The 14,182-nt window shown below is 32.7% G+C and carries 8 protein-coding genes; 7 read left to right on the top strand and 1 reads right to left on the bottom strand.

The window, feature by feature from the left end; all coding sequences use genetic code 11:
- Positions 1-281: 281 nt before the first annotated feature.
- The 7 genes from ACJDUH_RS01765 to ACJDUH_RS01795 all read left to right on the top strand — a co-directional run bounded on the left by ACJDUH_RS01765 (position 282) and on the right by ACJDUH_RS01795 (position 12,827).
- The gene (locus ACJDUH_RS01765) at positions 282-5,735 is read left to right on the top strand and encodes a TIM-barrel domain-containing protein (protein ID WP_406763433.1); all 5,454 of its coding nucleotides are present in this window, start codon (positions 282-284) and stop codon (positions 5,733-5,735) included.
- A 259-nt stretch (positions 5,736-5,994) separates the two neighbouring features.
- On the top strand, positions 5,995-6,717 hold the full coding sequence (locus tag ACJDUH_RS01770) for a GntR family transcriptional regulator (RefSeq protein WP_406763434.1): 723 nt from the start codon (positions 5,995-5,997) through the stop codon (positions 6,715-6,717).
- Between the two features lie 246 nt (positions 6,718-6,963).
- Positions 6,964-8,322 carry a transglutaminase-like domain-containing protein gene (locus tag ACJDUH_RS01775; RefSeq protein ID WP_406763435.1) on the top strand — a complete coding sequence of 453 codons (1,359 nt, stop codon included), beginning with the start codon at positions 6,964-6,966 and terminating at the stop codon, positions 8,320-8,322.
- 406 nt (positions 8,323-8,728) lie between these two features.
- Positions 8,729-9,016: a hypothetical protein gene (locus tag ACJDUH_RS01780; RefSeq protein WP_406763436.1), complete on the top strand. Its 288-nt coding sequence runs from the start codon at positions 8,729-8,731 to the stop codon at positions 9,014-9,016.
- Positions 8,997-9,773, top strand: a complete 777-nt coding sequence (locus ACJDUH_RS01785) for a hypothetical protein (RefSeq protein WP_406763437.1) — start codon at positions 8,997-8,999, stop codon at positions 9,771-9,773. The genes ACJDUH_RS01780 and ACJDUH_RS01785 overlap by 20 nt, the downstream gene beginning before the upstream one ends.
- A gap of 11 nt (positions 9,774-9,784) precedes the next feature.
- Entirely contained in the window at positions 9,785-10,357 is a 573-nt protein-coding gene (locus tag ACJDUH_RS01790; RefSeq protein WP_406763438.1) for an ABC-three component system middle component 1, read from the top strand.
- Entirely contained in the window at positions 10,344-12,827 is a 2,484-nt protein-coding gene (locus ACJDUH_RS01795; RefSeq protein WP_406763439.1) for an AAA family ATPase, read from the top strand. Before ACJDUH_RS01790 ends, ACJDUH_RS01795 begins: the two co-directional genes overlap by 14 nt.
- Positions 12,828-12,875: 48 nt before the next feature.
- On the opposite strand, the gene dcm is transcribed toward ACJDUH_RS01795, so the two are convergent.
- The gene (gene dcm, locus ACJDUH_RS01800; protein ID WP_406763440.1) at positions 12,876-14,159 is read right to left on the bottom strand and encodes a DNA (cytosine-5-)-methyltransferase; all 1,284 of its coding nucleotides are present in this window, start codon (positions 14,157-14,159) and stop codon (positions 12,876-12,878) included.
- Between the last annotated feature and the right edge of the window lie 23 nt (positions 14,160-14,182).

Raw genomic sequence — 14,182 nt, forward strand, 5'->3', positions numbered from 1 at the left:
AGAACAATTAAACAGAAGAAATTTAAGGTTTAGGGGAGGAACTGCAAGAAGTCTGTCTTCTGTAAGAGATGTAAAACTCAAATTAAATTGACTAAAAATTACCGAAAAGGTTTTTTATTTTATAAGAACTGGTAATGATGTGATTATGAGTCCTAAAATTACAGAATAATTGGAGATTATCTGTATTTCTTTAGAAGAAATTTTTGAAGTTGAAGGTAGTAATATTAGAACAAGCTGTTATATTGTGGAGTCAAAAAATAGAATATAATGGGGGGAGCTAAATGAATACAAAGGTACGATTGAAAAAGCTTATCTGCTATAGTTTGTCAATATTGATGCTTTTAGGAGCAAGTGTCTCCAAAGCATCAGCAGCTGAAACAACTTCTGGTAACGCTGATTTAAAGACCATTGGAAAAGTCAGTTCTATTACACAGTCGGAAAATAAGGTTAATATTAAGCTGGAAACAGGTGAAGATTTAAGAATTACTTTTCTAACAGAGGATGTGCTGCGCGTAAATATGGAACCAAGTGGGAACTTCCTTGAAAATCCGGTTCCAAATAGTTCTGATCATACTACGACGATTCTTGCCAAAAGCGAAGCAGATTACGAAAAAGAAAATAAAGTTAATGTATCTGTTGCAACTACTGATTCCAATTACATCATTTCTACAGGAAAAGTGGAACTAAAAATAGAAAAAGAAAATTCTAAGATGCAGCTTGTAAACAAAGCCTCTAATAAAGTTTTATGGAGTGAGGCTGAACCCTTAAAATATGGGACAAGTAAAACCGTTCAAACCCTTTCCACCAATGATAATGAATATTTCTATGGTGGTGGCCAACAAAACGGGTATTTCTCACACAAAGGAACAGTTGTTGATATAGTTAATGAAAATAATTGGGCAGATGGCGGGGCATCCAGTCCATCTCCTTTCTATGTATCAACAGGTGGCTATGGAGTAATGCGGCATACATGGAAGCCAGGTAAGTACGATTTTGGAGCAACTTCTAAAGATATCGTTACCACAGTGCATAACGAAGCAAGATTTGATGCTTACTATTTTGCAGGCGGAAGCATCCCAGCTGTATTAAATGAGTATACAGAACTAACTGGAAAGCCAGCACTTCTACCGCAGTATGCATTTTATCTTGGGCATGCAGATGCCTTTAACAGGGATATGGTGGGCCCTCCTGGAAATCAACACAGAGAATCATTAAATGTTGAAGGAAGGGCCGCGCTGGATAGCTATGGCTCTAACGGTATGCCGCTTGGATGGTTTTTGCCAAATGATGGCTATGGTTGTGGCTATGGCCAAACTGATACCTTGGATGGAAATATAGCAAATTTAAAATCCTTTGTCGATTATTCAAATTCAAAAGGTGTTCAGGTAGGATTATGGACGCAGTCCAACATTCATCCACTTGATCCAAACAATCCTACAGTCAATGATCGTGACATAGATAAAGAAGTTGGTGTAGCAGGAACCCGTGGAGTTAAAACGGACGTTGCCTGGGTTGGAGCAGGTTACTCCTTTGGCTTGAATGCGGTGAGACAAGCATATGAAGGTATCCAAAACAATTCCAATTATCGTCCTTTTGTAATATCATTAGATGGTTGGTCAGGAACTCAGCGATATGCAGGATTATGGTCAGGCGATCAAACTGGAGGAGATTGGGAGTACATTCGTATGCATATTCCTACATATATTGGGGCTGGATTATCCGGTAACCCAAATGTAGGATCGGATATGGACGGAATTTTTGGAGGAAAAAATCCGGCAGTACAGACCCGTGATTTTCAGTGGAAGGCATTTACACCTATTCAAATTGATATGGATGGTTGGGGCTCAAATGCAAAGAATCCATGGGTATTTGGCGAGCCATATACTTCCATTAACAGAATGTATTTAAACTTAAAAGCACAAATGCTGCCTTACTATTATACTTATGCAGCAGAATCCAGCAAGACCGGTATGCCAATGGTAAGAGCCATGGTATTGGAATACCCAAATGATCCTTTTACCTATGGAAAGCAAACTCAGTATCAATATATGTGGGGAAAGAACTTGCTTGTTGCTCCTATGTACCGTGGTGACGAAAACAATGCCGGAATCAGAAATGGAATTTACCTGCCTGATAAGAACCAGGTATGGATTGACTATTTTACCGGAGACCAGTACAAAGGCGGCGTAGTATTAAATAATTTCAGTACCCCAATATGGAAACTACCGCTTTTCGTTAAAAATGGCGCTATAATTCCTATGACTACTGAAAATACATCACCAAGCAAGATTGCTAAGGATGCAGATAGAATTTTTGAAGTATATCCATCAGGTAATACCGACTTTTCAATGTACGAAGATGACGGATATTCACAAAATTATAAAAATGGTGTATATGCTGCAACAAAAATTACATCATCAGCCCCAGTAACAGGCAAGGGCCAGGCAGTTATTACGGTTGACAAGGCTGTTGTCAATTCAGGCGACTACGCAAGTTTAGGCCTTGACAAACAGCGTGGAACACAGTTTATTGTCAATGTTCAGGAAAAACCTGAAAGCTTACAAGTGAAGGTTGGCGGTACTGAGGTTCAGTTAACAGAAGTTACAAGCGAAGCGGATTTTAATGCTGCTTCAGGAAATGTATATTTCTATAATGAAAAACCTAACCTGAATAAATATGCTTCTGCAGGTTCTGACTTTGCTAACACTGAGATTACAACAACTCCAAAGCTTTATGTTAAAGTGGCAAAGACAGATGTAACAGCTAATAGTGTTGAGCTAACAGTAAATGGATTTAACAATACACAGGCTGTAAAAGATGATGGAGCTATAGCACCGCCAGCAGTACCTGTTGGATTAGGTTCTAGTGATGCTGCAATTACAGATTCACAGATTAAGTTAACTTGGAATGCAGTTGAAGGTGCCAAGACATATGATATCCGCATAGGTGGAGAAAATGGATACATTGTTTCAAACCTTAAGGATACATCTTATATTCATGAAGGATTGCCTTCTGATACTGAATATACCTATGAAGTGCGTGCAGTAAATTCAAAAGGCACCTCTGATTGGAGTCAAGTTTACACTGCAAGGACAAAATTGGATCGTTACAGAAATGTTGTAAAGAATATTTCAATCACATGCAGTGCTAGCGATCAGCCGGGAACACCAATTCAAAATGCGGTTGACGGTGATGACACAACTCTGTGGCATACAACCTGGGGAATATCTCAAACACCAATGTCAGTTACAATGGACTTGAAGGCAGTATATGATATTGATAAGTTTGAATATACACCTCGTACTGATGCTGGAAACGGAACAATTACAAAATATGATTTTTCATACAGTGTTGACGGAAAGTCATGGAAGACTGCTATTACCGACGGCACTTGGGTAAGAAGCAAGGATGTAAAAACAATCCAGCTTGATAAACCAGTGAAGGCTCGATACTTAAAGTTATATATTAAGCAGGCTGTGGGTGGATTTGGTTCAGGTATCGAATTCAGGCCTTACAAGGTAGATGGCTCCACGGCATATCCGGCAGGAGACTATAACTCAGACAACAAAGTAGATGAAGGAGATTTAACATTCCTGAAAAACTATATGGGCATCAAAGAGGGAGATGCCGATTGGAATTACGCAAGTAGAGCAGATGTTAACTACAACGGAATAATTGATGGATATGATTTAGCATTTGTAACCGGTCAGTTGGATGGAGGAGTGGTTGCAGGCAATACAAATGTATCTGGAAACATGATATTAATTCCATCGAAAACAGATTTAAAAGCTGGTGATGAATTTGCCGTAAAGGTATATGCCAATAACTTTAACGATGTAAATGCCTTTAGTATGGAAATTCCCCTTGATACAACCAAATATGTATTAACCACCGGAAGTACGAAGGATGTATTGATTTCTGACCTAGATAAGGAAATGCTTAATTATTCAACAGTACTTGCAAAGGATAATAAGACCAGAATAAATTTAGCCTTTGCCAATCTTGGAAACAAAGCTAAGATTACAGGAAACGGTGTTGTAGCTACTTTGAAATTAAGAGCAGTAGCTGATATTAAATTTGATATGGCTGCCAGCAATGCAGTTGTAGTAAACAGCGATTTTGACAGTAAAGACGGAATAGGAATTGTTGAGGCCAACGATGCAGGATTTCCTGCTATACCATCATCAGTTGTTAAGGTGCCTAGAAATATAATTTCCGTTGGTGGATTGACAGATGAGGATGGCCAAAAACTCCAAGGCGGCCCAAGTGCCTTTAACTCTTTAATAGATGGCAAGCAAGGGACTTATATGGAGCTAATGTGGATTTTTGATACCACACCAGTAGAGAGCTATAAATATCTACCGCTTAACATGAAATTTACATTTAGCAGCCCTCAAAAGATTACAAATTTCACGATTCGTAAGCGTCCAAATGGCAATGGATCAATGAAGACTATCGTAGCAAAAGGTTATTTAAACGGAGTTGAAACAATAATTGGAACAAAAGTTGCCGGGCAGGCAGATTCTTCTTTAACCTTTGAGAATGTAAATGCAACCTTTGATACTATAGTTTTAACAGCTACAGATTCTTACCCGCCACTTTATAACGGCAAATATTACATGTTGACCATTGATGAGGTTGAGTTCTATACAAACAATGGAATAAGTGTATCTGGTATTCAGTTTGATTCGAATAATCAGCCATCCTTAACTGCTGGAAGCATAGTTCCATTCAAGGCCAATGTGCAGCCTTCAAATGCTTTGAATAAATACTACAGTCTTGCAAGCAGTGATGAATCCCTAGTCAAGGTTATAAGAGTAAGAGATGCTGATAACAGCATTAATTACCTGCTGCAGACCTTAGTGGGAAGTAATATAAACAAAACCGTTAAAATCACTGCTACATCGGCAGATGGAGGACTAACAACTGAGAAAGAAGAAAATATTATTCCAACTAATGAATCAGTTCAAGTTACCTTGGAAAAAGCAGAGCTGGTAACAGGAGGAGTAACAAAAGCTGCTGTGACAATTATTAATGGTGATAAGAATGACACAAGAATAAATTGGTCATCTTCAAATACTAAGGTAGCTACTGTAGACAAACTCGGAAACATTACGGCAACAGGAATAGGAAATACCGATATTATTGCTACAACAATGGATGGAGTAAGCGGCGAGGTTGCCCTCAGGGTTAAGCCGAAGCTTGTAAGTGTTAATTTAACAGCTGACAAGACATCCCTTGAAAGAAACATTAGTACACAGTTAGTTGTTACTCCAAAACTTGATGATGGTACCATAGTTGATTTAAAGAATACAACAGTAGAGTACTTCACAAGTAATCCAACAGTTGCAGCAGTTGATAAGAATACAGGCGTTATTACAGGGGGCAATGTTGGCACTGCTGAAGTCTCCGTAAAAGTAACCTTTGAAGGTATAACCGTAGAGTCAAATAAGATAACTGTTAAGGTAGATACAAGTATTGCATCTATAGAAAGGATGATAAGTAGTTATACTACGTCTGGAGATTTGGTTGGACCATTGGTGTCGCAATTAACTAATAATCTGGCTCAAGCAAAACACTTTACTGAACAAGGAAAAACTAATGAGGCTATAACCCATATGGAGGACTTTATAAAACATCTTAACAATCCTCCAATGGACAGCCGCATATCAGATACAGCTAAGAATATATTAAATCTTGATTCAAAAGCACTTGTTGATAAGTGGTCAAGATAATTAAGAAATTAGCTTAGATGACAGGAGCTGATTAGTTTGGTACGTTTTATGTTCCAAACTAATCGCCCTCTTGTCATGTTTAAAGGATATAATAGATAAGTGTATAGATGATTATATGTTTGCAGGTATTCCCTAAAAATAAGTGAATTTCCTAAAAGTATATTTACTTATATTAAATGTAAATATATTATATAATTAGTTATTGTAACTACAACACTACTAGTTAATGAATCTGTAAATATACTCTGGAGGTTAATTTATGAAGATAGACAAAAGAAGCAGAATGCCCCTATACTCACAATTGATGGATATTTTAATTGCAGCAATAGAAAAAGAACTTAAGGAAAACGATCAAATTCCTTCTGAAAGAGATATATGTGAAAAATATGATGTGAGCAGGACTACAGTAAGACAAGCTATAAATGAACTTGAAAAAGAAGGATATATATATAAGATACATGGGAAAGGTACTTTTGTAGCTCCTAAAAGGGTAAATCAGGATTTAATTAAATTTTACAGCTTCACCGAAGACATGAAAAAGATAGGTAAAAAACCTACATCTAAGGTTCTTGATTTTAATATTATTAATATTGATAGTTATATATCAAGGAAAATTAGAATAATGGAAGGAGAATTAGTTTATAGATTCAACAGACTTAGATTAGCTGACAATATTCCTATGATGCTTGAAACAACATATGTTTCTTATGCAAGATTTCCAGGCCTAACTAAAGAGGATTTAGAGAGAGAGGCTTTGTATGATTTAATACAGAATCGGTTTAATACTCTGATTACATATGCTGAAGAGACTTTTACGCCTATATTAACTAATGAAACTGAAGCGCATATATTAAACATGCCAAAAGAAATTCCTAGTTTAAAAATTGAGAGATTCACATATGCAGAAAGCTCCATTATAGAATATACAACAAGCATTGCTAGAGGAGATAAGTTTAAATATAGGGTTAAATTGGAAAGATAGTTTTTTATGAAATCTATCTCCATCTGTTGCCTTTTTTTCGGCTTCAAGGAGTTTATTGTTTTCTCTTAACTTTCCAAATTCAGACATTTCTTCTTCAGATTTTCTTTTGCCTCGTCTGTCCAGAATTGCTGCCACGCCAGCTTTCTCATATTTTGTTGCCCATACATAAACTTTCTGATAGTAAACTGATATAATATATATAAATCTTAATTAGAATAAAAGTTGTATAAAATGGGGGTGGGTTTTATGTATTCATTAAAATCACTAGTTTTGGGGCTTCCTGAGGATGTTGAAAGATATGTAATGTATGGAGATTTTGATTCTGCTGACAGGCTTATTGATATCTATATGAAAAGAAATATCCCAGAACTACTTAAAGAGAGACTTCAATATGAGAAAAGAAGAATGAGAAGACTTACAATGGATTACTTATATTCCTTTGATGAGGCACTAGAAATGGCAGTGAAGAGAATTAAGGATTTCAGCGGTGAAGAGCTTCAAAGAATGATGGACGAAAGATTTGCTGACTGGATATACATAAATGGAAGAGTAATGCTCCATGATAATTTTCTAGAAACCATTATTAAGGTAGTTCCCAATATATCAGAAAGGCTTCTTGAAAAGCATGAGGATAAGGAAACAGGGAATACGGATGTGCTAAACGAGGTTATTGATGACATAATTAATAACGGAGAAAAAAAGTATTTTATACATGTAAAAGCTGGAATGAAGCTTAAAGGAGATTCTGTAAGGAAAGGTGAAACAATAAAAGTGCATGTTCCAATTCCAAAGGAAGCTCAGCAGATAAAGAATATAAAGCTTATAAGAACTTTACCAGAAACAAAGTTTGTATCACCAGAAGATTATCCTCAAAGGACTGCTTACTTTGAAAAAGAGGTAACAGGTGTGGAAGAGTTTACAGTGGAGTATTCCTATGAGAATCATATTAAATACAACCTGCCAGATCCAAATATAGTTTCAGAAAATCAGCCTGATTTTTATACAGAAGAAATGCTGCCTCAAATTAGGTTTACACCTTATTTAGTAAACTTAGCCCATGAAATTGCTCAAGACGAAAAAAATCCATTGCTTAAGGCAAGGAAAATATATGATTATGTCACACAAAATGTTCAGTACTCCTTTATGAGAGAGTATGCATCAATCATTAATATACCAGAATATGCTGCCTACAATCTAAAGGGAGACTGTGGTGTAATGGCGCTTTTATTTATAACCCTATGCAGAATTGTAAAGATACCTGCAAGATGGCAGTCTGGACTTTACGTAAATCCTACCCATGTTGGAAACCACGATTGGGTAGAATTCTATGTAGCACCCCTTGGCTGGCTATTTGCAGATCCATCCTTTGGAGGAAGCGGCTATAGAACAGGAAACATGAAAAAATGGAACTTCTATTTTGGAAATCTTGATCCCTTCAGAATGGTTGCAAATTCAGATTTCCAGCAGGATTTAATACCAAAGAAGAAGTTTTTCAGAGCTGACCCTTATGATAACCAGGTTGGAGAGGCTGAGTATGAAGATAGGGGGCTTTATCAGGAGGATGTTGAGTACATTAAGGAAATAGTGGATATACATGAGATATAAGGTTATATGGCTTAAAGGAGAGTACTTGTAATTACTTCTAAGGGCACCTACTGATATTTAAACTGTTATATGATTATTGAGGGAAAAGGTATAGACTTTGCATAAGACTATGCCTTTTTATTTTTACATAATATTAAGAGGATTTTAGTGGTTAATACAGAATATACCATATATAACAAGCAATAGAGGTGATTAGACATGTTTAAAGAAGGAGTTTACGAAGAGCCTATAAATCAACAGCTAGGCTAGTTCAACATTATATAGATAAAAGAAATCTTTTTATAGATATTATTTTTTGAAGGAATTTAAGGTCATTTGTAGAATAATGGTATTAAACATAATAATTAGATATATTGTAATTAATGTCTAGTTGGAAAAAGAATAAATATGTAAAGGGGATTGGATAATGGAATCTATTACAAAAATTTTTTCAAATCTACCACTAGATAAATTAACGCCTAATGGTGTACTTACTGTTGCAATAATATTATTAATTGTAATTGGGGTTATTACTTTCATTAACAGGAAGGCACATAAAATTCATATTGAAGACAAAGGTTCAAAAATAGTTGGGTTGAAAGCAGGAATTGTTGAAAATTCAAATAAGAATAAGTCAATTAAAATTAAACTAGAGAATAGTAACATTAGAAATTCTGAAATAGGGTGTATAAAAAATGATACTAACAAGGACTAATGCTGAAAAAAAAGAAATTGATATAGTTAACTCAACATTAAATAATAACAATATTGGATGTAATATTACTAACAATGTTGATTTTTTAGACTTGGCAATTAAAGAATCGTTTACAATTATTCTCAATGAAATAAAGGAAATTGAAGATAAAGTTGTAAGTCTAGCTCTGGAAAGATCTCATTATGTAATTAACCAACTTTATAAAAATAATAAGCAAGAATTTTTAGAGTTAGCAAGAATTTCTTCTTGTTCGTTAGATAAGGACCCAACTGAAATTCAGATGCAGAATATTATTAAGTTCTGGGTTATTGTTAAGTATTGCAATAAAGACATTGATATGGTTTCAGCTGCAAAACTATCTGGAAAATTTCAGGTTAATGGTAGTAACATGTGGTTTTTTTCACCTTCAAATTCATTAAGTAAGAGCATTGAGAAAAGTATAGCAATAATAAGCCATTTTTTAAAAATTACACAGTTAGATTCTATTAAAAATGGAAGGTGTTATATATCAAAAATTACATTAACAAAAGAATTTAGCTGCGATAATTGTATAGATGGGTCTATCATATTAGGTAGCATGAGTGAGATAATTGATGACTTTGTTGATGGTAAAAAAAATATAGTGAATTTTAATGATGAGGTTCTTCAAAAAGATTTTATAAGTATTCAAATTGAAAAAAATTTAAAAATGCAATGTGGAAATTGTTTGTCCGATATTGAACAAGTTCCTGTAAATGTACCAAAATTCATGAAGTAAGGGGGATCTTTATGATAGAAGGATTTGAAATTTATAAAATAAATAATTATATAAAAATAGATGATAAGGATTTAAATGATTTTGACAAGATAATACACTCAGAAGATTCTTTAATAATAATAAAAAAATATAAAACATTAAATGAATTAAAGGATAATTGGAAAGAACAAATGTATTTTGTAGGTGGTTATATTCAAAATAAGTTTGATATGCTTAACCTACCAGAATCATGTTTATGGAATACATATATAATATATTTGGTAAATTTTGATGTCTCAACACAATTAAAAATAGAAATTGAAACTGACAAGTTTTGTTGTAAAAAATATGTTATTGATACTAGAAATAAAGTAAGTGAGAGTGAGGCTATAATAGAGGAACTACCAGCTTTAACTTCGCTCTGTATTAGATCAAATATATGTGAAGTAATAAATGATGAAACAACGATAAAAAAGTTGTTTGTTAGTACTGGAGAAATTAATGAAAAGATAAAAGATTATTTCATTAACAAAGAGGAATACAATATAAAATCAATAGATATTGTAATTGATGAAATGGTGGGTATATTAGATGAGTTGGATTAAAAATATAGAGTTTAAGAATTTTAGAGTATATAAAAAACAAGAATTTGAGATTAATCCTAATGCGAGAATAATACTTATCCATGGAAATAATGGTTTGGGGAAAACATCTTTTTTTGATGGTATTGAATGGGGGTTAACTGGAAATATTCAAAGATATGATAAAGCATCAAAAGAAAAAAATGAGTATGATGTTTTACGAAATACTTTGGCTGATAAAGAGGAGGATTCATATGTAAAATTAACTTTTGATGATGATCAGGTACTTAAAAGATCAGTAATTTATGTAAGCAATAAAGATTATAACACTGGTCATTTAAAAAGTGATTTCAAAATTGATGAAAAACTTGTTTCTGATGACTATCGCGGAAAAATTAAATTTGAAGAATCTTTTTGCTTTTCACAGTTTTTATCTCAAGAACTAATAGATAGATTTATAAGAGAAATGAAGGATACTGATAGATATACTTCAATTAGAAATATCTTAGGTTTACATAGGTATGAAAAATATGAAACTTTCATTGAGAAGGTTAATACGGAAGCGATTTCCAGGGCTAAAGTATTGACAGAAAGTGAAAGTAATCTTTTGAATAAAATTGAAGTTGCTAATGCAAAAAAAACAAATATCACTTTAAATGAGGAAATATTAAAACTATGTTATGTGAGATATTTTGGTGAATATTTTCAAGAGATAGAAAGTAACAAAATAGTTCAGCAAATAGATAATGAAATATTAAAAAAAATGGGAACTTATAATAATTTAGATACAGAAATACGAAGTCTTAATCAAGCTACAATAGATTTAGAGGAACTTAATGAGGAAAAATTTAATAATTTCTCAAAAAATGAAGTAAGTTTAATTTCTATTAGAAATAATATCAACAGAAATAAAGAGATAATTAGCCATATTAAAAAATATGATGAAATAAAGTATTTAAATGATAACATTAAAGAGTATTTGAATATTGTAAGTCTAAAAGGTGAGAATGATCGAATAAGAAATGACTATGAAATCAAAAATGAAAGATTTTCTAAAATTAAATCAGCTAATAGAGATATTAAATCTATAATGAATTTTTTTCAATTAAACAATATGTATCTAGAGGATATTGATAAATATAGAAAAGCACTTAGTTATGTAGAAAATCTTAATAACTCAATTAGTAATAAACATATAGAATTAGAAAGGATGATGTCTTTTAAGCAAGAGTTTGTAAATACTACATTAAAATACTTAAAAACTAATGTAAAACTTGAGAAATGCCCTGTATGTAAGCAATCATTTAACCTTGAAGAAGCAATTAACTATCTAAATAAAGAGTTAGAAAGTAATTCAGATATTACAATAAATACGATAATTAGAGAATTAAATCAACAAGAAAAAGAACTAGAAACTTATAAAAATGAGAAAGTACAATTAGAGCAAAAGTTAATATTAGAATTTAGGAATATGCAAAATAAATTAGAGCAAGAAATAATTAATATTCATGAAAAAATTAATGCTATTCATAAAAATGAGGCAGTTGAAAAAGAATATTTAATACGACTAAGTAAATATGGAACTGAAATTGATAAAATTAGTACTGAATACAATAAATATGATATTTTTGTCAAAGGATTAGGTGAAAATAAAGAAAAAGAGCTCTTCTTAGGTTTAATTAAAAATTTAGAGGAAAATCAATTAGAACTAACAAATGAAATAGGGCATTTTAAGAAAAAACTTGAAAAGTATGATGTTAAAAATTATGATGAAGTAAGGTCAAAATTAGATGAATTGAAATTAAAAGTAGATAATTTAAATTCAGATATGAATAAAGAGAAAATACAAATTAATGAATTAAAAGAATTATCGAGTTTCTACAATAATAATATTCAAGATAACAACTTGAAACAATTGAATTATGAATTAGTTAAAGTTAGAAGTGAATTAAAAAAAATAAATACAATTAGTAAATCATTTGAATTAATGAATGAAAATAGTAGGGAAGTATTACTCAATGAAATAGATAGAATTTTCAAGTCAGATGATCTTCCAATAAAAATATTATATAACTATTTAAATCCTAATTATAATTTTGATAAATTGAACTTCAGAATTGATAATAGCAATCCTAAGAACAATCGACTAATACTTGAAGCAATATCTGAAAATGGAGCAGTAATTAATCCAGCATATAGTTTTAGTTCAGCACAGAATAATGTTTTAGCTGTCAGTATATTTTTAAGTTTTGCATTAACTCAGAAATGGAGTAATTTAGATTGTATTTTCATGGATGATCCTATCCAGAATATGGATGATATTAATGTGAATAATTTTGTTGATATAATTCGTAACATTATTAGAACAACTAATAAGCAAATATTCATATCAACCCATGATATTAGAATATATGAATTCATGAAAAATAAATTTGGGAATCATACTCAACTATTTAATTTTATTGATTATGGTAGTAAAGTTCAAGGTAGGTAGTTATTGGATAAAATAATAAGCACTAGTTGATAAAAACTAGTGCTTTGCTTATATTCCAAGGGTAGTTTGATTAAAAGTAATAGCAGCTTCATCAGATTCCATAATCCTAATATCCTTTTCTCTTTTAAAAATCTTATCGAGCTGATAGCCCATTTTTTCAATCAGGCCAACAACTAAAGCATTACCCATGCAGAAATATCTAAAGTTTTCAGGCATTCCTGTGTCTGTCCAATTATCAGGAAAACCATTCAGCCTCTCACATTCAATAGGGGTTAAAATTCTATAGTTTCCAGAAATAGCATCTTCGATAACATGAGTGCTACGATTTACGCTTCCTTCGCTTGTAAGCATAGTTCTTCCAGGAAAATCAAGATTGTCGGGAAAGTTCATTCCACCCTCAGAGTAGAAGTATTCGTAGCCATTTTTATCTACTCTCTGTATTTTCTTTGATCCCTTAAGATATTTGAACTTATCTAGCCTATTAGTATCTGTATGAATAAAGTATTTCTCATCTACAGCTTCATCTTGTCTAATTTGCCTCAATGTTATAGGTAGAAACTCTTTTGCCTTTAGCTCCATAGAAGTTATCGAACCGTTAAACATTATACCAGAATTCTTGAAATCAAATTTAAAGTTGTCAGACATATCCACGATATCATTAAAACTATTAAGTTCTATGGATAAATTATCTTTAAGAAATCTAGAAGGAAATTCTGATTGGAAAAATCCATTGTCTAAAATCCATTTGTCTAAACTATCAAGTTTCGATAACTTAGCATAGTATTTCGTTCGGTTATGAAAAGCAAATATGAAAGTTCTTCTTCGTTTCTGGGCTAAGCCAAACTCAGCTGCATTGATTACTCTCCATTCAACAGCATAACCTAACTTGCATAGACTATATAGTATAATGCCGAAATCTCTTCCACGCTGTTTAGCAGGAGACTTAAGAAGTCTATCTACATTCTCAAGAAGTATAAATGGAGGCCTCTTTGCTTTAACAATCCTATTTATTTCCCACCATAAAACGCCTTTATGTCCTTGGATTCCTTGAGCCTGAGTTCTGGCAACAGAATAATCCTGGCAAGGGAAACCTCCAACAAGCAGATTATGGTTGGGGATACTGTTTTCATCTATTGTGCCAACATCTTCATTTACGTGATTTACACTCTTACCAAAGTGATGTGTATAGCAATCGAAGGCATACTGATTTTTTTTGCCAGGCTCCCATTGATTAGCAAATACAAAATCCCAATTGTTATTATCATCTTTTCCGTTTAAGCCAACTCTAAATCCACCAACTCCTGCAAATAATTCGCATACCGTCTTTTTCATTTTACACCTCTGTGAATACTTTA

This window comes from Candidatus Clostridium radicumherbarum (assembly GCF_045310525.1).
Lineage (GTDB): Bacteria > Bacillota > Clostridia > Clostridiales > Clostridiaceae > Clostridium_AT > Clostridium_AT radicumherbarum.

What these genes read in the sequence shown, in the direction of transcription:
- ACJDUH_RS01765 (WP_406763433.1), top strand. Translation starts at nt 282, where the DNA reads ATGAATACAAAGGTACGATTGAAAAAGCTTATCTGCTATAGTTTGTCA.
- ACJDUH_RS01790 (WP_406763438.1), top strand. Translation starts at nt 9,785, where the DNA reads ATGATAGAAGGATTTGAAATTTATAAAATAAATAATTATATAAAAATA.
- ACJDUH_RS01770 (WP_406763434.1), top strand. Translation starts at nt 5,995, where the DNA reads ATGAAGATAGACAAAAGAAGCAGAATGCCCCTATACTCACAATTGATG.
- ACJDUH_RS01775 (WP_406763435.1), top strand. Translation starts at nt 6,964, where the DNA reads ATGTATTCATTAAAATCACTAGTTTTGGGGCTTCCTGAGGATGTTGAA.
- ACJDUH_RS01780 (WP_406763436.1), top strand. Translation starts at nt 8,729, where the DNA reads ATGGAATCTATTACAAAAATTTTTTCAAATCTACCACTAGATAAATTA.
- ACJDUH_RS01785 (WP_406763437.1), top strand. Translation starts at nt 8,997, where the DNA reads ATGATACTAACAAGGACTAATGCTGAAAAAAAAGAAATTGATATAGTT.
- dcm (WP_406763440.1), bottom strand. Translation starts at nt 14,159, where the DNA reads ATGAAAAAGACGGTATGCGAATTATTTGCAGGAGTTGGTGGATTTAGA.
- ACJDUH_RS01795 (WP_406763439.1), top strand. Translation starts at nt 10,344, where the DNA reads ATGAGTTGGATTAAAAATATAGAGTTTAAGAATTTTAGAGTATATAAA.